The following is a 26,594-nucleotide window of genomic DNA, read 5'->3' on the forward strand; positions in this document are numbered from 1 at the left end:
AAATGGGGGGTGTTGTATACAGGCTGCCATTGTCGGCCGGTGGCGCCCTTCAAGGTGCTGCCCACCACAAACCCACCGTCAATGCCAGACCATGCACTACCGCAGCAGCAATGCCCAGCACCAAGGCAGGCCGCAAACGCTGGGGTTGGGCGCCATGACGCCACAGCAGCGCGGCGGCTGCCAGCGCCAGCGGTGCCGCCAGCAAGGCCCAAGCGGCTCCTGGGGGCAATACACGCCACCACACCAGCACCCACACCCAACCATGTGCCAACAAGGCCAGTCCAAGGTACAAGCGGGCCGCCCCACGCCAACCCAAACGCACAGCCAAAGTGCGCTTGCCCACCAGTGCATCGGCAGCCGCGTCCGGAAAGGCATTACCCACCAAAATATTGGCAATCATCAGTCCGTAAGCTAACGCCACCAGCATGGGCACTGCTGCAAAATGGCCCCGCTGCACATAATCGGCTCCCACTACCATCAAGGCCCAAGCCAGTGCCACGGCCCCCTCCCCCAAGCCACGCGACATCAACACCAGTGGGGGCGCTGAATAGGCCCAGCCCAACCCCACCCCGGCCAGCCCCACCCAGAGCAGCCCTGGCCCACTGTTCCAGGCCAACCACAGTCCTCCCAACACCAACACCACCAGCAGCACCCACGCCAAACGCTGCATATCTTGCATTTGCACCACACCCGTCTGAATCAGACGCGAGCCGCCGGTAAAAGGAAACAACCCCTGTGTGTTTGCGGCATCGGCACCGTTACGTGCATCTTCATGGTCATTGAGTACATTGGCTGCCGCATGGGCCACCAAGGCCAACACCAATGTCACTACAGCCTTGCCCGCCGACAACGCCACACCCGCCTGTGCGGCACAAGCAAGGCCCAACAAACACGCCACCGCCGTAATCACCAAAAAACCGGGGCGCACCATAGAGGCCCACCATCCCAAACGACGCCACAGATGGCCTAAGGTGGACAAGAAACGAACAAATGGATTCATGGGTGGGAACGGGCTGCCCACCGCAGCCCAGAAAATGCAACCACAGAATTGTGCTGCACCACCTAGCCAACGTGGCACATTTCTGCGCCACGTTTTGGATAATGGTGCCATCCGAACCTGCCCCCCCTGATATCCCCAGACCCAGGCACCCTCCATTCCTTTGGCACGGCCCCCATGTTATGCACCACCCCTCACCTCTAAACCTTGGCGCTCTGCACCCCCCAACGCCTTGGCAGCGGATGGTTCAGAGTTTGCTGGCTCCCTCGCTGATGGCTCTCATCTGCTGGTTGGGCACCAAGGTGAGCTACCTGCTGTTTCATGCACTGGCAGAACTGTTCTCGATTGTCATCGGTACTGTGGCTATGGTGGTAGCCACCACGTCCCTGCGCTTCACACGCAACCACTTTGTGGTCTATGTGGCTGTGGGCATAGGTTGGTGTGGGGCCATTGATCTGGCCCACCTGCTCGCGTTCCAGGGTATGCAGTTGCTGCCGACTGACAGCGCCAACCCAGCCACCCAACTCTGGTTGGCCGCCCGCTGCCTGCAAGCCCTGGCCCTACTCAGTGCACCGCTGTTTTTATTGCGCAGCGTGCATGTTGTCTGGCTACATTTGGGTTTTGGTGCCGCTGCCTTGCTGTCGATTTTGGCGGTAGCCAGCGGCCATTTGCCTGCGGCCTACATCGACGGTCAAGGCCTGACACCCCTGAAAATTTACGCCGAGTACGCCATCATCAGCATGATGGTCGGGGCCATGCTGCTGTTCTGGCATTACCGCGCCCTGATGTCACCGCAGCTCCTGACCAATCTGCTGCTGGCCGCCGCATTGCTCATGGCAGCAGAGTTTGCCTTTACCCGCTACGTGAGCGTTTATGCCCAAGCCAATCTGATTGGTCATGTGCTCAAGATATTTGCCTATTGGCATGTGTATTTGGCGCTGGTGCACAACACCTTGGGCGAGCCGTTTGACATGCTGACACGCACCGCCAGCACCTACGATGCCGTACCCGATCCCACTTTGGTCATTGGCACCGATGGCACCATTCGCCAGGCCAACCAAGCCGCAGCCCAGCATTGCCAACTGCCCACAGAAAAACTGGTCAACCAATCCAGCCATGCTCTGTTTCACAACGCCGCTGTGGCACCACAAGACTGCCCCGTCTGCCAACACCTCCTGACCCAACACACAGCCTTTACCGTCGAGCTAGAGCGCCACCAAGATCAACGCACCATTGAATGCAGTCTGGCACCACTGCATTTTCCGGGCGATGGGCGAGGCTATGTACAGGTAGTGCGCGACATCACAGAACGCCAGCGCATGGAAACAGAGCGCCAAGCTTTGGTGTTTACCTTGGGTGAACGCATCAAAGAATTGCGTTGTCTGCATGCGATTGCCCAATTGGTGGAAACGCCTCAGCTGCAACTGCCTCCGTTGCTAGAAGGTGTCGTGCGTCTGTTGCCTGCAGCCTTTTTGCGGCCAGAGCAAATTCAGGTGGCCCTGCACAGCACCTGGGGCCATTTTGGCTTACCACTGCCCACCCCCCTGCCCGCTGTCCGCAAAGAGCGCACCTTGCGCATCCACGGACAAGCCCAAGGCCAATTGTTGGTCTGGTACCCCTGCCCTGCCGATGGCAGCCCTACACCCCACTTTCTGCCCGAAGAAGACCCCCTGCTCGACAGCGTAGTGCAACAAATCGCCGATTGCATCGAACGGATACAGGCGGCTGAGAAGGTGCAACGCCTGTCCAACCTCTATGAACTGCTCAGCACCACCAACCGGGCTGTGGTGTATTCACAAAACCGCGACGAACTGCTCGACCGTCTGTACCAAGGGCTGATTGCCCACAGCACCTTTCCCATGCTGTTTTTGGCCTTGCGCACCACGCCAGACCAGCCTCTACAGCTAGCACACACCCACGGCATCGCGGCCACAGTGCTACCCGCCCTAGAGCAGACCATCCACCACCACGGCAGCGCCTTCAACACCTTACTGCCCACGTTGGTCGATGGGGAGATACGGGTCTATGACGTTCCTGCCCTCCCCAACGCCCCCCTCACCGATCCTTGGCTGGCCTTTCTGCACGAGCAACATATTGGGCAACGTGCCCTGTTACCACTGTTTTACGATGGGCAACTGTTGGGTGTGTTTGGCCTGTACGCCAGCCCACAAAACATCTTTGAGCACGATGAGATGCTGCTGCTCAACGAAATGGCGTCCGACCTGTCTTTTGCACTGCGCAACTTTAGCAACGCACAGCATCTGCGAGCAGCCCAAGAGCAAGTCAGCCTGTCAGAGCACCGCTTCAGTGAACTGTTTCAAGCGTCGCCCTCCCCGATGCAAATCTACAGCCTGAGCACTGGAGAGCTACGCACGCTGAACAAATCGTTCCAGCAGTGGCTAGGCTACACCCCACAAGACATTGCCACCATCAATCACTGGTTTGCTGCGGCCTATGCCACCCCCCAAATTCGTGACGAACTCCGGCAGCATTGGGAAGAAAGCCTGACCTTGGCCCGCCAAGGCACCGTGGCTGAATCGCCCGAATTGGTGCTGCGTTGCAAAGACGGCAGCGCCCGCATTGCACGGGGCACGGTGGCCTTGGTGGGCGATGAAGCCATCATCGCTTGGACTGATCTCACCGACATTCGCTGCAGCCAACGCACGCTGCTAGAGAGTGAAAAGCGTTTTCGCAGCATGATTGAACAAACCATCAGCGGCATTTATGTGCGCCGGGGCGGGCGCATCATTTATGTCAACCCCAGTTACTGCGAGATGATGGGTTGGTCGGCCCAAGAGCTGCTCAACAACGATATTTTGTCTTTCACCACCACCGACTCTCCCACGCTAGAGCGTATCCATGCCGCATGGCACCGCTTGGAAGAAGGCGAACGCAATGTCTCCTACAGCGTCCCCATGCGCCGCAAAGACGGGACGATGATAGAACTAGGGCTCAACGCCAACCAGATTCTTTGGGACGATGGCGAGGAAGCTACGATTGTCATGGCCCAAGACGTGACCGAACGCAAACGGGCCGAAGAACAAATTGCCGGTTATGTCCACCAGCTGGAAGACTCCATGAAGGGCACGCTCCAAGCAGTCTCGAACATGGTAGAAATGCGCGACCCCTACACCGCAGGCCACGAACGGCGCGTTGGACTGATTGCTGGCGCCATCGCTCGGCAAATGGGCTGGGATGAGGCCCGCTGCACCATGCTGGAGCTGGTCGGGCTGGTGCATGACATTGGCAAAATTGCCGTGCCCGCAGAAATCCTCACCAAGCCCAGCCGCCTGAGTGAACTGGAAATGGAAATCGTGAAATGCCATGCCCAAACCGGCTATGAAATTCTCAAGGACGTCCATTTCCCAATGCCAGTGGCCGATATCATCCGCCAGCACCATGAACGCATGGACGGCAGCGGCTATCCACAGGGGCTGCACGGTGATCAAATCATGCCCGAGGCACGGGTGCTGGCAGTGGCGGATGTGCTCGAATCTATGGCTGCCGACCGCCCTTACCGCCCAGCCCTAGGACTGGATGTGGCCTTGGCCGAGATTGTTCGGGGCCGGGGCCATATCTATGATCCGGTGGTAGCCGATGCCTTGGTGTCTTTGGTGCGCGAGCACGGCTACACCCTGCCCCAATAACGCCCCCTCCATGACCACCCGCCCATGCCACAGCCTTCCCGCCTTGAACGCCACACCGCCCCTGAGGGCGATAAAGAACTGTTAATCAAAGGCATTACCTGCGCACTGATCGGACTGCTGGTGCTGCTGGCTCCGTTTATCGCGCGTTCAGCCAGCGTGCAAGAGATGATGGCCCAAGCGGTGGCCGTTGGCTGGTTCGCTTTGGTGTTGGGGTGCGCCTTCATTGTGCAATACGGTCTGCGCCGTGCCCGCACCAACACCAAAAACCAACAGCCACCTGCTCCATGATGCCAACGCCCCTCTGGCCCACGCAGGCCACTGACCTACCCCAAGCCCGAGAGCTCTTCAAGCAGCTGCAAGCTCTGGCAGCAAGCCAAGCAGGAATCGTCTTGCGCCCGCCGCCACCAGAACCCACCAGTTGCTGTGGCAGGGGCTGCAATGGATGCGTTTGGGAGGGCTTTTATGCCGCCACCGAATACTGGCGCCAAACGGCATTGCTGCAACTGGATGCACCCCACGCTCAGCCCAGCTCACTAGGGGCCATATAACGCTGGCGCCACTCCTCAAAGGGCAGGGTATCGGCGGCCTCCAACGCTTTTTGCGCCGCAAGCGATTCCACCGCCAAGGCCTCAAAATGGGCTTGTTGATTGACATCCCAAGGCAGCGCCAACACGGCATCGCGTGCCACCATCGACTGTTGCAAGGCAAACGCACTAAAACTGTGGTTCATCACCCCAGCCATGTCATGCAATACCCGAGCCGATGGTGTTTGCTCTGGTGTAGCCAAGCGATGGCGGGCTGCGTCCAAGGCGGCACTGTAATCCTCGGTTGCATGGGCCATATCCAACGCTTCAGCCACTGGCACACACTCGGCCAAAATCTCAGCGGCCCAATCGTTCAACGTCACCCACTGCCCCATACGCTCCAAACGCAGCCCTGGCTCACGGCCCTGTTCAGCCGTGCTGTGCTGATTGCGCTTGAGCTGCTCAATCTCATCGGGCGTATCTGCGGGGCTGTCCGTCAACAGGCAGTGCAGCAAGAAGATATCCAGAAAACGCATGGTCTGTGCAGCAATGCCCACAGGCTCAAATGGATCTAAATCCATCAGCCGCACCTCTACATACTCGACGCCCCGCTCGCGCAGGGCATGGAGCGGGCGCTCGCCAGTGTGTACCGTACGCTTGGGCCGAATGGTGCCATAGAACTCGTTTTCTATTTGCAACAAGCTGGTGCCCAACTGGTTGTAGTCTCCCCCCGGATTACGCACCCCAACGGCCTCATAGGCGGGGTAGGGTTGGGTTAAGGCTTCGTGCAGGCTGTTGGCATAGCCCTCCAGCCCGTTGTAGCTCACCGCCAGCGACGCCTGTGCATCACTTTGGTAGCCCAACCGGCCCATGCGCAAAGAGGTAGCGTAGGGCAGGTACAGCGATTGCCCCGCATCACCCAAAGGTTGCAGGCGATGTTCACGCCCTTGCACAAAGCATGGGCACAGTGCAGGCGAAGCACCAAACAAATACAGCAACACAAAAGCATGGCGGCGGAAATTTCGGATCAACGAAAAATACGCTTCGCTCCCTACACCCGGTAAAGACCAGTTGTAATGCAATCCTGAAATAGTCTGCATACGGCGACCATAACGGTGGCCCAGCCCCATTCGGTAAACGCTTTTGGCTCGGCCCACATTGGAGCTACCAAAGCGGGCCAATGGGATGGTCTCATCCGTGGGCAAACCACACGGCATGCTCGACACCCACAGCATTTCTCCTCCTTGGGCCTGCAAGGTGCGCAATACAAACTGGTGGATATGGGTCAGCTCGTCCAAACATTCCTGCACCCCCCGATGGGCACCAGTGATCAATTCAATTTGCGACTCGCTGTAGTCGGTAGTGATATGCGGATGCGTCAGGGCAGCGCCCAGCATCAATGGGTGCGGTGTCAGGGCCAACCCACCGCTGGGCAAAACCCGCAGCCCCTCTTTTTCGATGCCCCGGCGTATGCCGGTCAGACGTGCAGGAGATTGCTGGCGGATGCGCTCTTGTAGTGTGCTCATATTCTCGGTATCCATCTAACGCGATGGGTTGGAACTTAGCACGTCCGGGCGCGCAGGCCAGAACCCCAACCAAGATGCCTTATGAACGCAATCTCTTCAGGGTTATCCCTGTATTCGTTGGACAATCCTGTGGACAACTCTCCAAAATGCCCCCTATTTCAATCCAACTGGTTGATTCTTAAAGCACCTCTACAAATTGCCTATTTTTTAGGCAATCGTCCACCATGTCCCTGCCTGTTACGCCACCAGCCATCCCTTTTTTCATTGCACGCACCACCCCAGACGGCCAGCAATGCGATGCTTGGCCCGAGCAACCACTGCTCACCTCACTAGAGCAAGGCGGCATTGACTGGCCCAGCTCCTGCCGCAATGGCACCTGCCGAACCTGCATTGGCCAACTGATCGAAGGCCAAGTGCGTTACACCATCGACTGGCCGGGCCTCACCCCAGAAGAACATGCCAGCGGTTGCGTTCTGCCCTGCGTGGCGCATCCATTGTCTGATGTGGTGCTCGAAATGTCCGTCCTCTGAATAACCCTCATCACATCTGCCATAGAGCACCGTCTCGTGCGGCGCTAGAATCTTCTCTTTTTGGGCCAGCCTGTGCAACTTGGGCTGGCCTACCGTACGGCGGCGCCGTATCGCATGTTCTTTGGGGCGTTTTCCGGGCCAGCAAGCCCCAAGCGCCAGCACCAGGGGCTTTGCGCTGCACCACGCTCCACCCTGCGGCCTACCGACGAAAGCCCCCATGAACACCCCCCTCACCCCCGTACCGATCTCGCCGGTACAAGACATCGTGGCCGAAATGCGCGCTGGGCGCATGGTCATTTTGGTTGATGAAGAAGACCGCGAAAACGAAGGCGATCTGGTATTGGCGGCTGACCATGTTACGCCCGAGGCCATCAACTTCATGGCCCGTTTTGGTCGGGGTCTGATCTGCCTGACGCTCACCCGCGAGCGTTGCGAGTTTCTCAAATTGCCCCCTATGGCAGCACGCAATGGCACGGTCTACAGCACCGCCTTCACGGTATCTATCGAAGCGGCTGAAGGCGTCACCACCGGCATTTCAGCGGCTGACCGCGCCCGCACCGTACAAGTAGCGGTTGCCAAGAGCAGCCAGCCCACCGATTTGGTGCAACCGGGCCATATCTTCCCGCTACAGGCCGTTGATGGCGGCGTGCTGATGCGGGCTGGTCACACAGAGGCCGGCTGCGACCTGTCGCTGATGGCAGGGTGCAGCCCCAGCTCCGTGATCTGCGAGATCATGAAAGACGATGGCACGATGGCCCGTCTGCCTGACCTGCAACTGTTTGCGGCCGAACATGGCCTGAAAATCGGCACCATTGCCGACCTGATCGAATACCGCAGCCGCCATGAGTCACTGGTCGAAAAAGTAGGCAGCCGCACGCTGCAAACCGCCTTTGGCGAGTTCACAGCCCATGCCTACCGCGACAAACCGAGCCAATCGGTGCATCTGGCGCTGGTCAAGGGCCAATGGACGCCTGAAGACGTGGTGCCCGTGCGCGTACACGAACCGCTGTCCGTACTGGATGCACTGGAAGTGAACCGTGCCATGCACTCTTGGGGTTTGGACACCAGCTTGGCCTATTTGCACCAGCAGGGCAAAGGCGTGGCCGTATTGCTCAACTGTGGCGAAAGCGCCAGCCAACTGCTGGCACAGTTTGAAGGCACAGCCCGCTCGGCACAGGCTCCCGAACGTGGACGCATGGATTTGCGCACCTATGGCATTGGTGCGCAAATTCTGCGCGAATGCGGCGTACACAAAATGAAGCTCATGGGCCAACCCCGGCGCCTGCCCAGCATGACCGGCTACGGACTCGAAATCACCGGCTATATCCCCAAGGAATAAACCATGTTGAATGCAGACAAAGGCGCTACACAACAGCTGGACGGCAGCAAGCTGCACATCGGTATCGCGCAGGCACGCTTTAATGAAGGCATTACCAATGCGTTGGCAGCAGCCTGCCGTGCAGAACTGCTGGCGCTGGGCGTGGCCGAAGAAAATATCACCCATGTGTTTGTGCCTGGCGCCCTAGAAGTGCCCTTGGCTTTGCAGGCTTTGGCCGACCGTGAAGAATTTGATGCCCTGATTGCGCTGGGCTGCATCATCCGGGGCGAAACCTACCACTTTGAACTGGTTGCCAACGAATCGGGCGCTGGCGTCACCCGCATCGCCTTGGACTACCACCTGCCCATTGCCAACGCCATCCTGACCACCGAAAATCTGGAACAGGCCATTGCCCGCCAAACCGAAAAAGGTGCCGATGCCGCCCGAGTGGCGGTAGAGATGGCCTGTCTGCTGGAGGAATTAGCATGAGCGAGCCATCCACCCCCCCACGTCAACGTCCCCCTCGGTCAACGCGCACAGGCCTGACCAGCACGGGCGCCCGCAAGGCCACATCCAAATCCAGCCGCAGCCGGGCGCGCGAGTTTGCGTTGCAAGCCCTGTACCAGCACTTGGTGGGCGGCAACCATGCTGAAGCCATTGACGCCTTCACGCGCGATCTGTCGGGTTTTCACAAGGCCGATGCCGCACACTACAGCGCCCTGCTGCACGGTTGTATCAACACAGCCGCCGATCTGGATGCCCTGATCACCCCCCTGCTAGACCGCAAGCTGGCCGAGATCTCGCCCATTGAGCATGCGGCCATGTGGATTGGTGCCTTTGAATTCCAACACTGTGCCGATGTGCCGTGGCGTGTGGTGATCAATGAGTGCATTGAACTGGCCAAAGAGTTTGGTGGCACTGATGGGCACAAGTATGTCAATGGCGTGCTGGGTGGCCTGGCGCCCCAACTGCGTGCCACCGAAGTAGCTGCCGACACCCATGCCAGCCCGCGCAACCACGGTTCCGCTACCACAGAACCTACTGCATAAGACTGAATTGCAGCCACACCCCCCATTTGCGGGGTGTTTTGGGTTGTCTACCGCTCCACCTGTGTTGCGCTCTCCATTCTCCTGCCCATGAAAATATCCTCCCGCGCCCAACGCATTGAACCGTTTTATGTGATGGAAGTGGCCAAGGCTGCCCAAGCCTTGGCGGCACAGGTGGCCCACAGCCACCAGCCGATGGTGTTTCTGAACATTGGCGAGCCAGACTTTACGGCTCCGCCTTTGGTGCAGGAAGCTGCTTTGCGCGCCATCCGTGATGGCCGTACACAGTACACCCCCTCGCTAGGCTTGGATGTCTTGCGCGAACGCATCAGTGGCTGGTATGCACAGCGTTTTGGCATTGCAGTGCCAGCACGGCGCATTGTGGTCACGGCGGGTGCCTCAGCAGCCTTGCAATTGGCCTGTTTGGCCCTGATTGATGCGGGCGACGAGATACTCATGCCCGACCCCAGCTACCCTTGCAACCGACACTTTGTCAGTGCTGCCGAAGGCCGGGCGGTGCTGATTCCCACTACTGCAGCCGAACGCTACCAACTCAGTGCCGACAAGGTGCGTTCCGCCTGGAACAAACACACACGGGGCGTGCTGCTGGCCTCGCCTTCCAACCCCACCGGCACCTCCATTGCCCCTGATGAACTGGGCCGCATCCACCAAGCAGTCCAAGAGCATGGAGGCCTCACGCTGATCGATGAAATTTATCTGGGCTTGAGCCATGACGATGCCTTTGGTCAGACCGCCTTGGCCATCGATGACCACATCATCAGCATCAACAGCTTCAGCAAATACTTCAATATGACCGGCTGGCGTTTGGGCTGGATGGTGGTGCCAGATACTCTGGTGCCGGTGGTGGAACGACTGGCCCAAAACCTGTTTATTTGTGCCAACACGGTATCGCAACATGCGGCATTGGCCTGCTTTGAGCCAGAGAGCCTACAAGAATACGAGCGCCGCCGGGCCGAATTCAAGGCCCGGCGTGACTATTTCATCCCGGCCTTGGAGTCGCTGGGCCTGCCTGTGCCCGTTCCGCCCGATGGTGCTTTTTATGCTTGGGCTGATTGCACCACTGCTGCACACAAACTGGGTGTGCAAGGCAGTTGGGACTTTGCCTATGCCCTGATGCAACGCGCCCATCTGGCCGTGACACCGGGGCGCGACTTTGGCAACGCCGAAACCCAACGTTTCGTGCGCTTTTCTACGGCCAGTTCATTGGCTCAATTGCAAGAATCCGTGGCCCGACTGCGCTCTTTGCTCGGCTAAGGTGGGGGACTCCAGCACCATGACCACGGCCTTCCAGCTTCCCATCCGTATCTACTGGGAAGACACCGATGCGGGTGGCATTGTGTTCCATGCCAACTACCTGAAGTTTTTTGAACGCGCTCGCACCGAATGGCTACGGACACTGGGCATCGGGCAACAGGCACTGCGTGAACAAAGTGGCGGTATGTTTGTGCTCACCGATGCCCAGGTGCGTTACCTTGCGCCCGCACGATTGGATGATGAACTTATCGTGACCTCCCAACTCCAACAAGCGGGACGCGCCTCTTTGACATTGTTGCAGGAGGCCTTCCTGTCTGCGTACCCATTCAGTGCTTCGGCTCCGCTGCTTTGTGCAGCCACGATTCGTATTGGCTGGGTTGATGCCAGCACGATGCGCCCTGCAAGAATTCCCGCTTCCCTTCTGGAACAAATCTCATCATGAATTCCCAAGACATGTCCATCCTGAGTCTGGTACTCCATGCCAGCTGGGTGGTGCAACTCGTCATGCTGCTGCTGCTGAGCGTGTCTGTCGCCAGCTGGGCTGCCATCTTCCGTAAGCTGTTTGCCCTCAAACGGGTCAAAGCCTTGAATGAGGACTTTGAGCGCGATTTCTGGTCGGGCACCAGCCTGAACGATCTTTATGCCAGTGCAGCACAAAATGCCAAGCAAGGTGGCCCCATGGAACGCATCTTTGCCAGCGGTATGCGGGAGTTTCAAAAACTGCGTGAGCGCCGCATTATTGATCCTGGTGTTTTACTAGACGGTGCCCGTCGGGCCATGCGGGCCAGCTTTCAACGCGAGATGGATGTGGTCGAGTCCAGCCTGTCATTTCTGGGTTCGGTGGCCTCGGTGTCGCCCTATGTGGGTCTGTTTGGAACGGTCTGGGGGATCATGCACGCCTTCACTGGCTTTGCAGGCATGGAGCAAGTCACGCTAGCCACAGTGGCCCCAGGCATTGCAGAGGCGCTCGTTGCCACTGCCATCGGTTTGTTTGCCGCCATCCCCGCCGTGATTGCCTACAACCGTTTTGCCCACGATTGCGACCGCGTAGCCAATCAGCTCGAAACCTTCATTGAAGAATTCTCCAATATCCTCCAGCGCAATCTGGGGGCACAACCCGCTCATTCGGCCTCGGGCCACTGAGGCAAGGAATCCGTCATGCCTGCCATTGCATCGCGCGGTCGTGGTCGCCGCACCATGAACGAGATCAACATGGTGCCTTTCATCGATGTGATGCTGGTGCTGCTTATCATCTTCATGGTGACAGCCCCCATGCTCACACCTGGCATGGTGGACGTACCCACTGTGGGCAAAGCCAACAAACAGCCTGTCAAATTTGCCACCGTGGTCGTAGGCAAAGATGGTCTGCTGCAACTGTCTGTCGATGGTTCGACCCGCACCGTCACTGAGAAAGAAGCGGCCCAAGCGGCGCTGCAATGGCAGCAAAGCCAACCCGATGGCACAGCCGCAGTCATCATTGCAGCAGAAAAAACCGTGGCTTACGAAGCGGTGGTCAAAGCCATGAGCGCACTACAGAAAGCTGGTGTCCAGCGTGTGGGGCTGTCTGTGAAACAAAGCGGCTCCTGATCGCTGCGACCTCGCTTTTTCTGCACGCCATGCCCACGCACCACGACCGCGAGCAGTTTTCACCGCCCCGTCCACCGGGTCGGCTGCGCGCCATTTCTCTGGCTGTACTGGCCCATGTTCTACTGGTGGGCGCCTTAACTTGGGGCGTGAATTGGAAAACCCATGAAGAAGAGAGCGGCTCTGTGCAAGCAGAATTGTGGGCTGCTTTGCCGCAGCAGGCAGCGCCACGCCTGACAGAACAGCCCCCGCCACCAGCCCCCACGCCAGCACCGGCTCCCTCCGCAGAAGCGCCACCACTCCCCCCCGCACCGGCACTCCCGGCTCCACCACCTGCGCCTGCCGCCATCGCCAACACCCGCGACGCGGATATTGCCATCGAGCGTGAGAAGAAGCGTCTGGAAAAAGAGAAAAAGGACAAGGAACGACAATTACAACTAGAACGTGAAAAAGAGCGCGAAAAAGAAAAAGCCAAAGAACGTGAAAAAGAACGCAAGGAAGCCGAGCGCCAAGAACGCCTAGAGAAGGAAAAGAAAGAACGGCTCGAACAAGAGAAGAAAGAGCGCCTGCAAAAAGAAAAAGCCGCTAAAGCCGAACAAGAAGAAAAAGCACAAAAAGCTGCTCGCGAGAAAGAACGAGAAAAAGCCGAAAAGGCCAAAGAACGTGAAAAAGAACGCGAACGTGAACGCGACAAGGAACGAGAACAAGAACGGCGCGAACAACAAGAAAAGCAAAAACAGCAGGCCGAAGAAAAGAAGCGCCAAGCCCAAGAAGCACAACGCAAACAAGAGGCCATCGAACAGGCCAATGCCAAAGCAGCAGAAGCCCGGCGCCAAGAACATTTGCGCCGCATGCAAGCACTGGCGGGTGCCAGCGGTGGCGACGATGCCACGGGCAACGCCAAACACAGTGGTGGCCCCCAAGCTGGGGGCGGCAGCGGTGCGGGCGGTAGAGGCAACAACAGCACCGGTGCCGGTGGGCCTTCGGCCAGCTATGGCGGCAAAGTGGCTTCCAAGGTCAAACCTAACATCATCTACCCCGATGATGTGGCGGGCAACCCACGCGCAGTGGTCGAAGTGCGCGCGGCCCCTGACGGCACCATCGTTGGCACCAAACTCATCCAATCCAGCGGTGACAAGGCCTGGGATACAGCCGTACTGCGCGCCCTGCAAAAGACTGAAAGTCTACCCCGCGACACTGATGGTCGGGTGCCCTCTACCCTAGAGATCGGCTTCCGGCCCAAAGACTGAACGCCACCCCTGCTTACACAGTAAACAAGGCCACCCCACTGGCGTTTTGCTGTTTAGCTTGGTACATCGCCGCATCTGCATGGCGCAGCAACTCCACATCACTGCCACCATGATCTGGACACAGCGCCACCCCAATACTGGCAGAAATACTCACGACCACACCCTGCAAATCAAACGGCTGTGACAAGGCCACCCGTATCTTTTCTGCCACTTGCAACGCCGCCGCAGTCGACTGCACTATGGGCAACAGCACCACAAACTCATCACCACCAATACGTGCAACCGTATCTGCCGCACGCACTTGGGTCTGCATACGTTGCGCAGCAACACGCAACAACAAATCTCCAACCGCATGACCATACTGGTCATTGACAGGTTTGAACTTATCCAGATCTAAAAACATGACGGCAAGTTGATGATGATGGCGCCTGCTCGCCAGCAAGGCTTGACGCAAGCGATCTTCCAACAGCATCCGATTGGGTAAATCAGTCAACGGATCATGGCGAGCCATGTAAGCAATACGTTGTTCGTTGCGCTTGCGCTCACTGATATCACGGGTCACACCCAAAATGCCAATAAACTCACCCGAAGGGCTGTAAATACCCGAAGTGGTCACCTCCGTCCACACGGTAGAACCGTCCTTACAGGGCTGCTCCAACTCTTGACGCAATTCCGGGAAAGACTGGCCGTGCATGACCGCCTCAATGGCCGCATGCAGGGCCGCCTTGGCCGCCACCGCAGACTCGGCAGTCAAAGCCTCATCAATACCTTGGGCCATGACTTCGGCCACGGTATAACCCCGCAACTTTTCGACAGAGGGACTGACATAGGTAAAACGGCCCTCCAGATTCATGGTCCAGATGACATCAGAAGCATGGTCGGCCAGCAGCCGGTGCCGCTCTTCACTGATGCGCAGCGCCTCCTGCGAACGCGCGCGCTCGATGGCAATCGCAGCCAGATGGGCCACAGCCTCGATCAGTGCAATCTCTTCGGCGCCCGGCGCTTGCACAGTATCAAAATACATGCCAAAGGTGCCCAGCACCTGCCCATTGGCCGCACAAACAGGCTGTGACCAACAAGCCCGCAAGCCTGCGCGCTCCGCTAATGCTCGGTACGGAGTCCAATACGGATGAGACTGAATATCTTCTACCACTACCCGGTGAGCACCCCACGCAGCAGTACCGCAAGAACCCACCGCAGGCCCGATGGTCAGGCCTTCAATGGCTGCCAAATAAAAATCAGGCAGACTGGGCGAAGCCCCATTGGTCAAATGCATGCCGTCAGGGGTTAATAACAAAATGCTGCACAACATGGCAGGCCGTTCTGCTTCTACGCTGCGAACAATGGCATACAAAATATCGTTCAGAGGTGCGTCGTGGGCCAACATTTCCAATACTTGGCTACGGGCTTGCTCGCGCTGTGCCTGACACCGACTCTGCTGCAACACCCCCCACAAACGGCGGTTGGTGCGCCAAACATACAGCGTCATCCCACCCCCCAGCCCCATCACCAACACCGCCCCCACTATCCATTCGTAGGGCAAGTGTGTGCCACGGCCATCCTGTGGCTGGTACAAGAACCCTTCCAGAGGTATCCCTGCAGGCAGCAATCCGAGGCTGGCATAGGTATCAGCAATATAGCGCCAACGGCCTGGGTGCATATAGCCCAGCTCCACCAGATCAGCCCGTACCAAAGCACGGGTCTGTTCGGCCTCAAAGGCCAAAAACTCTGGCGTATGCAGTCCAGGATAGGTTTGACGTATCCAAGCATTGATCGTCTCTGGGTGATCTAACGCATAGCGCCAACCGCGCAAACTGGCCGCCACAAAAGCAGCCACACGTTCTGGCTGCTCACGCAACAAGCGGTCTGATGTGAACAGGTTGTCGCCATAAAAATCAATACCGACCGAACGCGGGGTATAAATCTGGTGGGGCACCCCTGCCTGCCGAAGGAGAAACACCTCGTTGGACAAATAAGCCGAGATGGCATCCACTTTGCCATCAATCAAGTCCTGTACCTGAAAGCTGTGGGGCAACTTGGCATACTCAGATGGTGCCAGCCCTGATTGGCGCAAATAGGCTTGTAATTCTTCTGACTGCGGCTCCAGCATGACCCGCTTACCCGCCAGATCATGCACACTTTGTCCAGGTGCATTGCCACGGGCGATCAATACCAGCGGTGAATGTTGAAAGATCGCCGCCAACACCACCACCGGCTTACCTGCCGCACGGGCCAGCAACAAACTGCTGGTGCCCACGCCAAATTCTGCCTTGCCAGACACTACCTGCCCGACCACATCAACCCCTGGCTTGCCCGCTGCCAAGGTAACCTCAAATCCGGCATCGCGGTAGTAGCCCTGCTCCAGTGCAGCGTAATAGCCTGCAAACTGAAAAGCGTGCTCCCATTTCAATTGCAAGGTCACACGATCTTGGGCGCGGGCAGACACAGAAATGAACAGCAGCAATGGGCTGATCAGCAGCCACAGACCCAAGGTCTGTAAACAGTGTGGCAGCATCGGAGAACGGCTCAACTTCACAACACCCAAAGCCCTGACATCCATACGAAAAAGCCCGCGCATTGCGCGGGCCTCGACAAAACGGTTCACACCGGCGGCATTCTAGCCCCCGGATGAATCAACCGATGACAGAATCAGGCAGCAACGCCTTGGGCAGCTTGCGCGTACTCCTCGATCTGGTCGAAGTTCATGTAACGGTACACGCTGGCTTTGTCGGCGTCAATCACACCCATTTCCTTGAGGTATTCCTCAGGAGAAGGCAGACGACCCAAACGCGAGGCAATCGCTGCCAGTTCTGCCGAACCCAAGAACACATTGGTGTTCTTGCCCAAACGGTTGGGGAAGTTACGGGTAGAGGTAGAGATCACCGTGGCACCTTCGCGCACTTGGGCTTGGTTACCCATGCACAGCGAACAACCGGGCATTTCAGTGCGGGCACCCGAGGCACCAAAGGCGGCGTAATGGCCTTCTTTGATCAGCTCGTTTTGGTCCATCTTGGTGGGTGGAGCAACCCACAACTTGACGGGAATGTCGCGCTGGCCGCCCAGCAGCTTGGCTGCAGCACGGAAGTGCCCAATATTGGTCATGCACGAACCAATAAAGGCTTCGTCAATCTTGGTGCCTTGGACTTCCGACAGGAACTTGGCATCATCGGGATCGTTAGGGCAGCAAACGATAGGCTCTTTGATGTCGGCCAGATCAATCTCGATCACCGCAGCGTATTCGGCATCCTTGTCGGCTTCGAGCAGCTCGGGGTTGGCCAGCCAAGCTTCCACCTTTTCGATGCGGCGTTGCAGTGTCTTGGCATCTTGGTAACCATCGGCAATCATGTTCTTCATCAGAACAATGTTGGACTTGAGGTACTCAGCCACTGGCTCTTTGTTGAGCTTGATGGTGCAACCAGCAGCAGAACGCTCGGCAGAGGCATCCGACAACTCAAAGGCTTGCTCTACCTTCAGATCAGGCAGACCTTCGATTTCGAGAATCTTGCCCGAGAAGATGTTCTTCTTGCCTGCCTTGGCTACCGTCAGCAGACCGGCCTTGATGGCGTACAGCGGAATGGCATGCACCAAATCGCGCAGGGTCACACCGGGCTGCATTTCACCCTTGAAGCGCACCAGCACCGATTCGGGCATATCCAGCGGCATCACGCCAGTGGCCGCACCGAAGGCCACCAGACCAGAACCTGCGGGGAAGGAGATACCAATCGGGAAACGGGTGTGCGAGTCACCGCCTGTGCCCACGGTATCGGGCAGCAGCAGGCGGTTGAGCCAGCTGTGGATCACGCCATCACCGGGACGCAGGGCCACGCCGCCACGGTTGCTGATAAATGCGGGCAGTTCGCGGTGGGTTTTCACATCCACTGGCTTGGGATAAGCAGCGGTGTGGCAGAACGATTGCATCACCAAGTCGGCAGAGAAGCCCAAGCAAGCCAAATCTTTGAGCTCGTCGCGGGTCATGGGGCCGGTGGTGTCTTGCGAACCCACGGTCGTCATCTTGGGTTCGCAGTAAGTGCCAGGGCGCACGCCTTGGCCTTCGGGCAGACCTACAGCACGACCGACCATCTTTTGCGCCAGCGTGAAGCCAGCCTTGGTTTCGGCAGGCGCTGTGGGCAGACGGAACAGAGTGGAGGCTGGCAGACCCAAGAACTCACGGGCTTTGGCCGTCAGGCTGCGGCCAATGATCAGGTTGATACGGCCACCGGCACGCACTTCGTCCAACAGCACATCGCTCTTGAGTGCGAACTCGGCCACGGTCTCACCGTTCTTGAGCAGCTTGCCGTCGTAGGGCAGCACGTCAATCACGTCACCCATTTCCAGCTTGGACACATCGACTTCAATGGGCAGCGAGCCAGAGTCTTCTTGCGTGTTGAAGAAGATAGGCGCAATCTTGCCACCCAAGGTCACGCCACCGAAGCGTTTGTTGGGCACGAACGGAATGTCTTGACCAGTAGCCCAAATCACCGAGTTGGTGGCGGACTTGCGGCTGGAGCCTGTACCGACCACATCGCCCACGTAGGCAACAAGGTTGCCTTTTTGCTTCAGGTCTTCGATGAACTGCATCGGGCCGCGCTTGCCGTCTTCTTCGGGCTTGAAGGCCGCGTCAGGACGGGTGTTCTTCAACATCGCCAAGTAGTGCAACGGGATGTCAGGGCGGCTCCACGCATCAGGGGCGGGCGACAGGTCATCGGTGTTGGTTTCACCGGGCACCTTGAACACGGTGACGGTGATCTTTTGTGCCACTTCAGGGCGGCTGGTGAACCACTCAGCCTCGGCCCAGCTTTGCATCACATCTTTGGCGAAAGCATTGCCCGCCTTGGCCTTTTCTGCCACATCGTTGAAGAAGTCGAACATCAGCAGTGTCTTCTTCAGCGCGGCAGCGGCCACAGCAGCCACTTCAGCATCATCCAACAATTCAATCAGCGGATGTACGTTGTAACCACCCACCATCGTGCCCAGCAGCTCAGTGGCCTTGGCTTTGGAAATCAGGCCAACGGCAATGTCACCGTGGGCTACAGCAGCCAAAAAGCTGGCCTTGACCTTGGCGGCATCGTCCACGCCGGGCGGCACACGGTGTGTGAGCAAGTCGAGCAGGAAGGCATCTTCACCGGCGGGTGGGTTCTTGATCAGTTCGATCAATTCGGCCACTTGTTTGGCATCCAGGGGCAGCGGGGGGATACCCAGCGCGGCGCGCTCGGCCACATGGTCACGGTAGGCTTTCAACATCAATTTCTCCGGTGGTTTTGTAGGTGTGGGGCGATTTCAACGTACAGGAACAAAGCCTCAGCGGGTAGCTGTGGGCTGCGCATCCAGCACGCTGGGCGGGGGATTCTTTTTGATGGCTTGGGCCACTTGGTATTGCTCAGGGCTCATGCACTCGTCGGCCAACCGCTGGCCGCGCTTTTGATCCATCAGCATGGATTTGTTGGCAATTTGCAACCAAACGGCACCCGCTTTCTGGTCTTCGAGGCGCACGGTGCCCGTGGTAGTGGCTACCGGAGCCATGTGGTACTTAAAGCCTTTTCCATCTACATGGAAGTGGCCGGGGGCTTGCGGGTCAGCAGTCACGCGCACCGAAGCACCCAACTCACAAGCAATGGTGCCGGTATGCACGCGCTCTGCCACCGACAAAGCCTCGGGCGACAAAGAAGCAGCCGCCACAGGCGTACTAGCCAATGCCGCAGCACCCAGGGCGCCAGCACCCACAGCTGCTGCACCCACGGCCACCGCACGGCCTCGGTTGCTGCGGGTATCCGCTTTGGCCACCACCACTTTTTGGCTGGGCTTGGCTTTGACAGCAGCCGTCTTTTTGACGGAAGTTCCAGATTTGGACGCAGAAGGAACAGCCAACACCAATGCGGGGGTCAAGGCCAGCAGGGCGGATGCAAACAAGGCTTTCATGGAAAACTCCAGCAGGAAAATCAGATCTGATCAGATCAAGGTTGAACAGGTAACAACCAGTGTTGTACCTCAACTGGCAAAGACCGACCTGTCTGGTGGGCACGCTCTAACAGTTGCCAAAAATAGCGGTAACTGGCCCGGTCATGCAAAACACCATCGACACTGATAGGTGCCCAGTCGGCAGCAACAGCCGCCGCAATGATGCGTGCGGCTTGGTCAATCTCGTTGGGGGCTGGGGCGAAGGCAGCCAAAATGGGGCGAATTTGGGCCGGATGGATGCTCCACATCCGGGTGTAGCCCAACTCAGCGGCAGCACGGTGGGCTGCAGCCTGCATGGCCGCACCATCGGTAAACTCGGTCACTACACAATGTGATGGCACCTTGCCGTGGGCATGGCAAGCCGCAGCAATTTCCAGCTTAGCGCGCACCACCAACGGGTGCGTGAACTGCCCTGCAGAAGTCATGCCCGAGGCCGGAATAGCCCCCCCGTGCGCCGAGACAAAATCCATCAAGCCAAAACTCAGGCTTTGCACGCGCGGATGTGCGGCGATGTCAAAGGCGCGATGCACAGCAGCGGGCGACTCAATCAGCACTTGCAACGGCAAATGCGCAGCCCCTGCACGCTCCAACGCCTTTTCGGCCAGCAGCACATCATCGACCGACTCCACTTTGGGCAGCATGATGTGGCACAGCTTATGCCCAGCCTCACCGGCAATGGTAGCCATATCGTTGGCAAAGGCAGGATGATCAACGGGATGCACACGGGCCGCCACACGGGCACCCGGAGCGGCTGCACGGGCCAAGGCAGCCACCAAGGCAGCGTGTGGTGCCTCACCGCCCACGGGAGCACCATCTTCACAGTCCAGCGTCACATCAAAGACGCAGGTACCCAATTCTTCAGTCATTTCAGCCTGCAATTGCAGGCTTTTGCGCATCCGCACTTCAACGCCACTGTAATGGTCACAGACGGGCAAAAAACCAGTTTGCGCCTGGGCACCAAGGAGAACGTCGCGGGGATGGGTCATGGAAAATTACACACTAGGCCGAGAAAAAGCAAAGCGCAGCCCCAGAATACACACAGGCATCTGGGTCTGCGCTCTTAGGGGCGTTTACAGCAGGTGTTTCACGCCATCGGCTTCGCCTTGCAGCTCGGCCAAAGTCTTGTTGATGCACTCTTGCGAGAAGGCATCAATTTCCAGACCTTCGACGATTTTGTATTCGCCGTCAGGGGTAGTGGTGACGGGGAAGCCAAACACGATGCCAGCAGGAATGCCGTACTCGCCGTTGGAAGGCACACCCATCGTGACCCACTCGCCATTGGAGCCCAAGGCCCAATCGCGCATGTGGTCGATGGCAGCGTTGGCAGCCGAAGCAGCCGACGACAGACCACGGGCAGCGATGATGGCAGCGCCACGCTTGCCCACGGTGGGCAGGAACACTTCAGCGTTCCAGACTTGGTCGTTGATGGTTTCTTTGACCGAAGCGCCATTGATGGTGGCAAAACGGTAGTCGGCGTACATGGTAGGAGAGTGGTTGCCCCACACAGTCAGCTTGCGAATGTCGCCCACGGCAGAGCCTGTCTTGGCGGCAATTTGCGAAGCAGCGCGGTTGTGGTCCAGACGCAGCATGGCAGTGAAGTTCTTGGCTGGCAGATCGGGGGCCGACTTCATGGCAATGTAGGCGTTAGTGTTGGCAGGGTTGCCCACCACCAGCACCTTGACATTGCGCGAAGCCACGGCATTGAGCGCCTTACCTTGCACGGTGAAGATGGCAGCGTTGGCGGCCAGCAGGTCGGCACGTTCCATGCCGGGGCCACGAGGACGGGCACCGACCAACAGCGCGTAGTCGGTGTCTTTGAAGGCCGTCATGGGATCAGAGTGGGCCTCAATGCCAGCCAGCAGCGGGAAAGCGCAGTCTTCCAGCTCCATGATCACGCCCTTGAGGGCGTTCTGGGCTTTTTCGTCTGGGATTTCGAGCAGTTGCAAGATGACGGGCTGGTCTTTGCCCAGCATTTCGCCGGAGGCGATGCGGAACAACAGGGCGTAACCGATTTGACCTGCTGCGCCGGTGACGGCCACGCGAACGGGTGCTTTGCTCATGGTGGAAAACTCCAGGAAGTGAAGGAAAACAGGGGAGATTGCAGCGGTTGCCACCTGCGCCTGTTACCAGCAACATGTGCCCCGCAAACAGGTGAAGATTGTAGCGTTGATTTTTGCTACCAGTCAATTTGTCTTATGTCTTATATAAGATATGATGCGCCTGCGTCACCATGTCGTCATTGCCCTTTCCCTCCTCTGATAATCCCATCTCGTTGCCCAGTGCTGCGGGGCTTTCTGTGCCTGCGTTCAGCCCGTTGTATCAACAGATCAAGGGTTTGATACTGCACAGCCTCCAAGCAGGCGAATGGAAGCCCGGCGAAGCCATCCCCAGCGAGATGGAGTTGGCTGCACGCTTTCGCGTCAGCCAAGGCACCGTGCGCAAGGCCATTGACGATCTGGCTGCCGAAAACTTGGTGGTGCGCCGCCAAGGCAAGGGCACCTTTGTAGCCACCCATGCCGAACAACAGGTGCAATACCGCTTCCTGCGACTGCTCCCAGACAGTGGTGATGCCAACGTGGAGCGTCCAGCGCAGCGCCACATCATCGATTGCAAACGGGTGCGCGCCAATGCCGATGTGGCCCGCATCTTGGGTCTGCGCGCTGGCGATCCAGTAGTGCAAGCACGTCGGATACTGTCGTTCAGTGGCGTGCCTACTATCTTGGAAGACATCTGGCTGCCTGGCGTTTCGTTCAAAGGACTGACTGCCCACCAAATGGCCAGTTACCCCGGCCCCACTTACGCCATGTTTGAACTCAACTTTGGCGTGCGCATGGTGCGGGCTGCCGAAAAAATTCGTGCCGTTCTCCCAGACCCTGAGCAGGCAGAGCTGTTACAAGTTTCGCCCGATACCCCCTTGTTGAGCGTTGAGCGGCTGGCCTATACCTACAACGATGTTCCAATGGAGTTACGCCGTGGTTTGTACCGTACCGACACCCACCACTACCGCAACGACTTGAGCTAAACAGGCGGTTCCATCAGCGCCATGTCAGCAAACCATCGAGAATACGCGCCGCGCCAAATCCACGCCTTGTTGCATTGCAATAGAATTTTGGCTTCCTTTGCCTGCGCAAAAATTACCACGCAGTTACATCCACGAAAGCATTTGCCATGACTGAGCTAGCCAAAAAGCGGCCTGAATTCCGCAACATCAACGCCTTCAAGGACCTGACGACTTATCGCATGGCCCCGGCTGCATGGGTTTCGATCCTGCACCGTGCCAGTGGTGTCATCATGTTCTTGTTGCTGCCGTTCATTCTCTGGATGTTCGACATGTCGCTGTCGTCCGAAATCTCCTTTGCGAGTTTCACGGCTGCCTTTAGTGCTGGTCTGGGCTTTTTGCCCGGCTGGTTCGTGAAGCTGGTGGCACTGGCCCTCATCTGGGCTTACCTGCACCACTTCTGCGCTGGTGTGCGCCACCTGCGTATGGATATGAACCATGACTCGGTCACCAAAGAGTCCGGCAAGTCGTCTGCCGTGGTTACGCTGGTGCTGAGCATTGGCCTGACCTTGGTTCTGGGTGCCAAGCTGTTCGGCTTGTACTGATCGCCCTATCGCCATCACTGCATCCCAGCCTACTCCCTCATTCAAAAGGAATTTCACCATGTCCGTCAATTACGGCTCCAAGCGCATCGTCGTCGGTGCCCACTATGGTCTGCGCGACTGGCTGAGCCAGCGCGTCACAGCGGCCCTGATGGCGCTGTTCACAGTGGTTGTGCTGGCACAACTGATCTTTACCAAAGGCCCCATTGGCTACGCTGCTTGGGCAGGCATTTTCTCCAGCCAATGGATGAAAGTGGTCACTTTCTCTGTCATCGTGGCATTGGCTTGGCACGTCTGGGTGGGTGTCCGTGACATCTGGATGGACTACATCCAACCCGTGGGACTGCGCCTGGTATTGCAGGTTTTCACCATCGTCTGGCTGGTCGGCTGTGCTGGCTGGGGTTTCCAAGTTTTGTGGCGTCTCTGATTCCCGCGACTGAAGGTAAATAATGAGCTACACCAACGCTAACATCACTAAGCGCAAATTTGACGTCGTCATCGTCGGGGCCGGCGGCTCTGGTATGCGCGCCGCCCTCGAACTCTCCCGCGCTGGCCTGAATGTGGCCTCGCTGTCCAAAGTGTTCCCCACCCGTAGCCACACCGTGGCCGCCCAAGGTGGCGTATCGGCCTCTTTGGGCAACATGTCGGAAGACAACTGGCACTATCACTTCTACGACACCATCAAGGGTTCTGACTGGCTGGGCGACCAAGACGCGATTGAGTTCATGTGCCGCGAAGCCCCCAACGTCGTGATCGAGTTGGAACACTTCGGTATGCCATTCGACCGCAACCCTGATGGCACCATTTACCAACGTCCGTTCGGTGGTCATACCGCCAACTATGGCGAAAAACCCGTGCAACGCGCTTGCGCAGCGGCTGACCGTACCGGCCACGCCATGCTGCACACGCTGTACCAGCAAAACGTCAAAGCCAAGACCAACTTCTTTGTTGAGTGGATGGCACTGGACTTGATCCGCAACAGCCAAGGCGATGTGGTCGGCGTCACGGCGCTAGAGCTAGAGACTGGCGACCTGTACGAGTTGCACGCCAAAGCTGTGCTGCTGGCTACGGGTGGCGCTGGTCGTATTTTTGCTGCTTCGACCAACGCCTTCATCAACACTGGCGATGGCTTGGGCATGGCGGCCCGCGCAGGTATTCCGCTGCAAGACATGGAATTTTGGCAGTTCCACCCCACCGGCGTGGCCGGTGCAGGTGTGCTGCTGACCGAAGGCTGCCGTGGCGAAGGTGCTATTTTGCTCAATAGCAATGGCGAACGCTTCATGGAACGCTATGCGCCTACCCTGAAAGACTTGGCACCACGCGATTTCGTGTCGCGCTCGATGGACCAAGAAATCAAGGAAGGCCGTGGCTGTGGCCCCAACAAGGACTACATCCTGATGAAGTTGGACCACCTCGGCGCCGACACCATCCGCAAGCGTCTGCCCTCGGTGGAAGAAATCGGCCACAACTTCGCCAACGTCGACATCACCAAAGAGCCCATTCCCGTTGTGCCCACCATCCATTACCAAATGGGCGGTATCCCGACCAATATCAATGGTCAAGTGGTGGTACACGATGGTGTGCAAAACCATGTGGTCAATGGCCTGTATGCAGTGGGCGAATGCTCCTGCGTGTCGGTGCATGGTGCTAACCGTCTGGGCACCAATTCGCTGCTCGATTTGTTGGTGTTTGGCAAGTCGGCTGGTAAGCACATCGTTCAGTTTGTTAAAGCGCATGGCGACCACCAACCCGTGCCCGCCAATGGTTCTGAGCGTACCCTGACGCGCCTGAACCAACTGCAAGAATCCAAGAGCGGCACCTATGCACAGGCACTTGCCAACAACATCCGCACCTCGATGCAGCAACACGCTGGCGTGTTCCGCACGCAAAAGGGTATGGACGAAGGTGTGGTCAAGATCAACGCCCTGCGCGAGCAAGTGTCCTCCGTGACTTTGCAAGACAAGTCCAAAGTCTGGAACACCGCCCGTATGGAAGCTCTGGAAGTGGACAACCTGATCGAAGTGGCACAAGCCACCATGACTTCGGCAGCTGCCCGCAAAGAATGCCGTGGCGCCCACACCGTATACGACTACGAGCATCCTGCCGACCACGCCGAATTCCCACTGGGTCGTAACGACAAGGAGTGGATGAAGCACACCCTGTGGCACAGCGCCAACAACAGCTTGACCTACAAGCCCGTGAACCTCAAGCCCTTGACCGTGGACAGCGTGCCGCCCAAGGTCCGTACCTTCTGATCGCAGCGAACTGGAGCAAACAATGGCAAAACGCACTTTCAAAATCTACCGCTACGATCCAGACAAGGATGCCAAGCCCTACATGCAAACCGTGCAGATCGATCTGGACGGCCACGAACGCATGTTGCTCGATGCACTGGTCAAGCTCAAGGAACAAGACCCCACCATCTCTTTCCGGCGCTCTTGCCGTGAGGGCGTGTGTGGCTCTGATGCCATGAACATCAATGGCAAGAACGGTTTGGCCTGCCTGACCAACATGAACACCCTGCAAGGTGACATCGTGCTCAAGCCCCTGCCCGGTCTGCCCGTGATTCGCGATCTGATCGTGGACATGACGCAGTTCTTCAAGCAGTACAACTCGATCAAGCCCTACCTGCAAAACGACAGCCTGACCTCGCCCACCAAAGAGCGCCTGCAGTCGCCCGAAGAGCGTGAAGAACTCAACGGCCTGTACGAGTGCATTTTGTGCGCCAGCTGCTCGACCAGCTGCCCTAGCTTCTGGTGGAACCCCGACAAGTTTGTTGGCCCCGCTGGTCTGCTGCAAGCGTATCGCTTCATCGCCGACAGCCGTGACGAAGAAACCGCTGCACGCCTAGACAATCTGGAAGACCCCTACCGTCTGTTCCGCTGCCACACCATCATGAACTGCGTCGATGTGTGCCCCAAGGGTCTGAACCCCACCCGGGCCATTGGCAAGATCAAAGAGCTGATGGTGCGTCGCGCCATCTAAGGCACAGACAGATCATGGGTGAAATTCCATCCTCCGACGCGGTGGCAACTTTGCCACTGCTGGATGAGCGGGCGGTAAGCATGTTGCGCTGGCGCAGTCGGCGTGGCATGGTGGAGAACGACTTGTTCATCGAACGGTTTTTCACCCGCTTTGCTTCTCAATTGACCCAACGCCATGCCAATGGCATGAATGCGTTGATGGATTTGGCAGACAACGACCTGCTGGATCTGCTGCTACAGCGGCGTGATCCCGAAGGTGCGTTGGACACCGAAGAAGTGCGTGAAGTGCTTGGCATGATGCGCCAAGGTGGCAGTGACGCACCCGCGCCAGCGCACTAAACCCACACCGCTCCCCAGC

General features: G+C 58.0%; 25 protein-coding genes. 18 read left to right on the top strand and 7 right to left on the bottom strand.

Annotated elements, in window-relative coordinates; all coding sequences use genetic code 11:
• Positions 1 to 49 precede the first annotated feature (49 nt).
• A complete protein-coding gene (locus tag ACFO6X_RS14585; protein ID WP_382434424.1) occupies positions 50 to 1,000 on the bottom strand; it encodes a prenyltransferase in 951 nt (316 codons plus the stop codon).
• A gap of 269 nt (positions 1,001 to 1,269) precedes the next feature.
• On the opposite strand from ACFO6X_RS14585, the gene ACFO6X_RS14590 reads away from it, so the two are divergent.
• Genes ACFO6X_RS14590 through ACFO6X_RS14600 form a run of 3 tightly spaced genes read left to right on the top strand, consistent with a single transcriptional unit; the run spans position 1,270 to position 5,192 of the window.
• The gene (locus tag ACFO6X_RS14590; protein ID WP_382434426.1) at positions 1,270 to 4,644 is read left to right on the top strand and encodes an MASE3 domain-containing protein; all 3,375 of its coding nucleotides are present in this window, start codon (positions 1,270 to 1,272) and stop codon (positions 4,642 to 4,644) included.
• A gap of 24 nt (positions 4,645 to 4,668) precedes the next feature.
• On the top strand, positions 4,669 to 4,932 hold the full coding sequence (locus ACFO6X_RS14595; RefSeq protein ID WP_382434428.1) for a hypothetical protein: 264 nt from the start codon (positions 4,669 to 4,671) through the stop codon (positions 4,930 to 4,932).
• The gene (locus ACFO6X_RS14600) at positions 4,932 to 5,192 is read left to right on the top strand and encodes an oxidoreductase-like domain-containing protein (protein ID WP_382434430.1); all 261 of its coding nucleotides are present in this window, start codon (positions 4,932 to 4,934) and stop codon (positions 5,190 to 5,192) included. Before ACFO6X_RS14595 ends, ACFO6X_RS14600 begins: the two co-directional genes overlap by 1 nt.
• Here the strand turns inward: ACFO6X_RS14600 and gshA are convergent.
• Complete coding sequence (gshA, locus tag ACFO6X_RS14605; RefSeq protein ID WP_382434432.1) at positions 5,165 to 6,694, bottom strand: glutamate--cysteine ligase; 1,530 nt, start codon at positions 6,692 to 6,694, stop codon at positions 5,165 to 5,167. The genes ACFO6X_RS14600 and gshA overlap by 28 nt on opposite strands.
• 224 nt (positions 6,695 to 6,918) lie before the next feature.
• On the opposite strand from gshA, the gene ACFO6X_RS14610 reads away from it, so the two are divergent.
• From ACFO6X_RS14610 to tolA, 9 genes are all read left to right on the top strand, one after another.
• Entirely contained in the window at positions 6,919 to 7,224 is a 306-nt protein-coding gene (locus tag ACFO6X_RS14610) for a 2Fe-2S iron-sulfur cluster-binding protein (RefSeq protein ID WP_382434434.1), read from the top strand.
• Between the two features lie 217 nt (positions 7,225 to 7,441).
• Complete coding sequence (ribBA, locus tag ACFO6X_RS14615; RefSeq protein ID WP_382434436.1) at positions 7,442 to 8,563, top strand: bifunctional 3,4-dihydroxy-2-butanone-4-phosphate synthase/GTP cyclohydrolase II; 1,122 nt, start codon at positions 7,442 to 7,444, stop codon at positions 8,561 to 8,563.
• Between the two features lie 3 nt (positions 8,564 to 8,566).
• Positions 8,567 to 9,031, top strand: a complete 465-nt coding sequence (ribH, locus tag ACFO6X_RS14620) for a 6,7-dimethyl-8-ribityllumazine synthase (RefSeq protein WP_382434438.1) — start codon at positions 8,567 to 8,569, stop codon at positions 9,029 to 9,031.
• Positions 9,028 to 9,591 carry a transcription antitermination factor NusB gene (nusB, locus tag ACFO6X_RS14625; protein ID WP_382434440.1) on the top strand — a complete coding sequence of 188 codons (564 nt, stop codon included), beginning with the start codon at positions 9,028 to 9,030 and terminating at the stop codon, positions 9,589 to 9,591. The genes ribH and nusB overlap by 4 nt, the downstream gene beginning before the upstream one ends.
• Positions 9,592 to 9,678: 87 nt before the next feature.
• Positions 9,679 to 10,863 (top strand): pyridoxal phosphate-dependent aminotransferase, encoded by a 1,185-nt coding sequence (locus tag ACFO6X_RS14630; protein WP_382434442.1) that lies wholly within the window; start codon positions 9,679 to 9,681, stop codon positions 10,861 to 10,863.
• Positions 10,864 to 10,882: 19 nt separating this feature from the next.
• On the top strand, positions 10,883 to 11,305 hold the full coding sequence (gene ybgC, locus ACFO6X_RS14635) for a tol-pal system-associated acyl-CoA thioesterase (protein ID WP_382434444.1): 423 nt from the start codon (positions 10,883 to 10,885) through the stop codon (positions 11,303 to 11,305).
• The gene (tolQ, locus tag ACFO6X_RS14640; RefSeq protein ID WP_382434446.1) at positions 11,302 to 12,006 is read left to right on the top strand and encodes a protein TolQ; all 705 of its coding nucleotides are present in this window, start codon (positions 11,302 to 11,304) and stop codon (positions 12,004 to 12,006) included. The genes ybgC and tolQ overlap by 4 nt, the downstream gene beginning before the upstream one ends.
• A gap of 15 nt (positions 12,007 to 12,021) precedes the next feature.
• Positions 12,022 to 12,450 (top strand): biopolymer transporter ExbD, encoded by a 429-nt coding sequence (locus ACFO6X_RS14645; RefSeq protein WP_382434448.1) that lies wholly within the window; start codon positions 12,022 to 12,024, stop codon positions 12,448 to 12,450.
• Between the two features lie 29 nt (positions 12,451 to 12,479).
• Positions 12,480 to 13,697, top strand: coding sequence for a cell envelope integrity protein TolA (tolA, locus tag ACFO6X_RS14650; RefSeq protein WP_382434450.1), 1,218 nt, complete (start codon positions 12,480 to 12,482; stop codon positions 13,695 to 13,697).
• Between the two features lie 13 nt (positions 13,698 to 13,710).
• Here the strand turns inward: tolA and ACFO6X_RS14655 are convergent, their stop codons facing one another.
• The 5 genes from ACFO6X_RS14655 to ACFO6X_RS14675 form a co-directional block, all read right to left on the bottom strand.
• On the bottom strand, positions 13,711 to 16,212 hold the full coding sequence (locus ACFO6X_RS14655) for a diguanylate cyclase domain-containing protein (RefSeq protein ID WP_382434452.1): 2,502 nt from the start codon (positions 16,210 to 16,212) through the stop codon (positions 13,711 to 13,713).
• Between the two features lie 134 nt (positions 16,213 to 16,346).
• Complete coding sequence (gene acnB / locus ACFO6X_RS14660; RefSeq protein WP_382434455.1) at positions 16,347 to 18,938, bottom strand: bifunctional aconitate hydratase 2/2-methylisocitrate dehydratase; 2,592 nt, start codon at positions 18,936 to 18,938, stop codon at positions 16,347 to 16,349.
• Between the two features lie 57 nt (positions 18,939 to 18,995).
• Entirely contained in the window at positions 18,996 to 19,613 is a 618-nt protein-coding gene (locus ACFO6X_RS14665) for a hypothetical protein (protein ID WP_382434457.1), read from the bottom strand.
• A 35-nt stretch (positions 19,614 to 19,648) separates the two neighbouring features.
• On the bottom strand, positions 19,649 to 20,638 hold the full coding sequence (locus ACFO6X_RS14670; RefSeq protein ID WP_382434463.1) for an HpcH/HpaI aldolase/citrate lyase family protein: 990 nt from the start codon (positions 20,636 to 20,638) through the stop codon (positions 19,649 to 19,651).
• 84 nt (positions 20,639 to 20,722) lie between these two features.
• Complete coding sequence (locus ACFO6X_RS14675) at positions 20,723 to 21,712, bottom strand: malate dehydrogenase (protein WP_382434465.1); 990 nt, start codon at positions 21,710 to 21,712, stop codon at positions 20,723 to 20,725.
• Between the two features lie 170 nt (positions 21,713 to 21,882).
• On the opposite strand from ACFO6X_RS14675, the gene ACFO6X_RS14680 reads away from it, so the two are divergent.
• The 6 genes from ACFO6X_RS14680 (at position 21,883) to ACFO6X_RS14705 (ending at position 26,575) form a co-directional block, all read left to right on the top strand.
• Positions 21,883 to 22,674, top strand: a complete 792-nt coding sequence (locus ACFO6X_RS14680) for a GntR family transcriptional regulator (RefSeq protein WP_382434467.1) — start codon at positions 21,883 to 21,885, stop codon at positions 22,672 to 22,674.
• A 146-nt stretch (positions 22,675 to 22,820) separates the two neighbouring features.
• The gene (gene sdhC / locus ACFO6X_RS14685) at positions 22,821 to 23,255 is read left to right on the top strand and encodes a succinate dehydrogenase, cytochrome b556 subunit (RefSeq protein WP_382434469.1); all 435 of its coding nucleotides are present in this window, start codon (positions 22,821 to 22,823) and stop codon (positions 23,253 to 23,255) included.
• 58 nt (positions 23,256 to 23,313) lie between these two features.
• Positions 23,314 to 23,679, top strand: coding sequence for a succinate dehydrogenase, hydrophobic membrane anchor protein (sdhD, locus tag ACFO6X_RS14690; RefSeq protein ID WP_382434471.1), 366 nt, complete (start codon positions 23,314 to 23,316; stop codon positions 23,677 to 23,679).
• 22 nt (positions 23,680 to 23,701) lie between these two features.
• Positions 23,702 to 25,507 carry a succinate dehydrogenase flavoprotein subunit gene (gene sdhA / locus ACFO6X_RS14695; RefSeq protein WP_382434473.1) on the top strand — a complete coding sequence of 602 codons (1,806 nt, stop codon included), beginning with the start codon at positions 23,702 to 23,704 and terminating at the stop codon, positions 25,505 to 25,507.
• Positions 25,508 to 25,529: 22 nt separating this feature from the next.
• Complete coding sequence (locus ACFO6X_RS14700) at positions 25,530 to 26,237, top strand: succinate dehydrogenase iron-sulfur subunit (RefSeq protein WP_382434474.1); 708 nt, start codon at positions 25,530 to 25,532, stop codon at positions 26,235 to 26,237.
• Positions 26,238 to 26,251: 14 nt separating this feature from the next.
• On the top strand, positions 26,252 to 26,575 hold the full coding sequence (locus tag ACFO6X_RS14705) for a succinate dehydrogenase assembly factor 2 (protein WP_382434476.1): 324 nt from the start codon (positions 26,252 to 26,254) through the stop codon (positions 26,573 to 26,575).
• The last annotated feature ends 19 nt before the right edge of the window (positions 26,576 to 26,594 follow it).

Origin of the sequence: Giesbergeria sinuosa (assembly GCF_042652905.1) — a bacterium.
Lineage (GTDB): Bacteria > Pseudomonadota > Gammaproteobacteria > Burkholderiales > Burkholderiaceae_C > Simplicispira > Simplicispira sinuosa.

Bases quoted from the DNA above. Each gene is read 5' to 3' on its own strand.
- ACFO6X_RS14585 (WP_382434424.1), bottom strand. From the start codon at position 1,000: ATGAATCCATTTGTTCGTTTCTTGTCCACCTTAGGCCATCTGTGGCGT.
- ACFO6X_RS14590 (WP_382434426.1), top strand. From the start codon at position 1,270: ATGGCTCTCATCTGCTGGTTGGGCACCAAGGTGAGCTACCTGCTGTTT.
- ACFO6X_RS14595 (WP_382434428.1), top strand. From the start codon at position 4,669: ATGCCACAGCCTTCCCGCCTTGAACGCCACACCGCCCCTGAGGGCGAT.
- ACFO6X_RS14600 (WP_382434430.1), top strand. From the start codon at position 4,932: ATGCCAACGCCCCTCTGGCCCACGCAGGCCACTGACCTACCCCAAGCC.
- gshA (WP_382434432.1), bottom strand. From the start codon at position 6,694: ATGAGCACACTACAAGAGCGCATCCGCCAGCAATCTCCTGCACGTCTG.
- ACFO6X_RS14610 (WP_382434434.1), top strand. From the start codon at position 6,919: ATGTCCCTGCCTGTTACGCCACCAGCCATCCCTTTTTTCATTGCACGC.
- ribBA (WP_382434436.1), top strand. From the start codon at position 7,442: ATGAACACCCCCCTCACCCCCGTACCGATCTCGCCGGTACAAGACATC.
- ribH (WP_382434438.1), top strand. From the start codon at position 8,567: ATGTTGAATGCAGACAAAGGCGCTACACAACAGCTGGACGGCAGCAAG.
- nusB (WP_382434440.1), top strand. From the start codon at position 9,028: ATGAGCGAGCCATCCACCCCCCCACGTCAACGTCCCCCTCGGTCAACG.
- ACFO6X_RS14630 (WP_382434442.1), top strand. From the start codon at position 9,679: ATGAAAATATCCTCCCGCGCCCAACGCATTGAACCGTTTTATGTGATG.
- ybgC (WP_382434444.1), top strand. From the start codon at position 10,883: ATGACCACGGCCTTCCAGCTTCCCATCCGTATCTACTGGGAAGACACC.
- tolQ (WP_382434446.1), top strand. From the start codon at position 11,302: ATGAATTCCCAAGACATGTCCATCCTGAGTCTGGTACTCCATGCCAGC.
- ACFO6X_RS14645 (WP_382434448.1), top strand. From the start codon at position 12,022: ATGCCTGCCATTGCATCGCGCGGTCGTGGTCGCCGCACCATGAACGAG.
- tolA (WP_382434450.1), top strand. From the start codon at position 12,480: ATGCCCACGCACCACGACCGCGAGCAGTTTTCACCGCCCCGTCCACCG.
- ACFO6X_RS14655 (WP_382434452.1), bottom strand. From the start codon at position 16,212: ATGCTGCCACACTGTTTACAGACCTTGGGTCTGTGGCTGCTGATCAGC.
- acnB (WP_382434455.1), bottom strand. From the start codon at position 18,938: ATGTTGAAAGCCTACCGTGACCATGTGGCCGAGCGCGCCGCGCTGGGT.
- ACFO6X_RS14665 (WP_382434457.1), bottom strand. From the start codon at position 19,613: ATGAAAGCCTTGTTTGCATCCGCCCTGCTGGCCTTGACCCCCGCATTG.
- ACFO6X_RS14670 (WP_382434463.1), bottom strand. From the start codon at position 20,638: ATGACCCATCCCCGCGACGTTCTCCTTGGTGCCCAGGCGCAAACTGGT.
- ACFO6X_RS14675 (WP_382434465.1), bottom strand. From the start codon at position 21,712: ATGAGCAAAGCACCCGTTCGCGTGGCCGTCACCGGCGCAGCAGGTCAA.
- ACFO6X_RS14680 (WP_382434467.1), top strand. From the start codon at position 21,883: ATGTCGTCATTGCCCTTTCCCTCCTCTGATAATCCCATCTCGTTGCCC.
- sdhC (WP_382434469.1), top strand. From the start codon at position 22,821: ATGACTGAGCTAGCCAAAAAGCGGCCTGAATTCCGCAACATCAACGCC.
- sdhD (WP_382434471.1), top strand. From the start codon at position 23,314: ATGTCCGTCAATTACGGCTCCAAGCGCATCGTCGTCGGTGCCCACTAT.
- sdhA (WP_382434473.1), top strand. From the start codon at position 23,702: ATGAGCTACACCAACGCTAACATCACTAAGCGCAAATTTGACGTCGTC.
- ACFO6X_RS14700 (WP_382434474.1), top strand. From the start codon at position 25,530: ATGGCAAAACGCACTTTCAAAATCTACCGCTACGATCCAGACAAGGAT.
- ACFO6X_RS14705 (WP_382434476.1), top strand. From the start codon at position 26,252: ATGGGTGAAATTCCATCCTCCGACGCGGTGGCAACTTTGCCACTGCTG.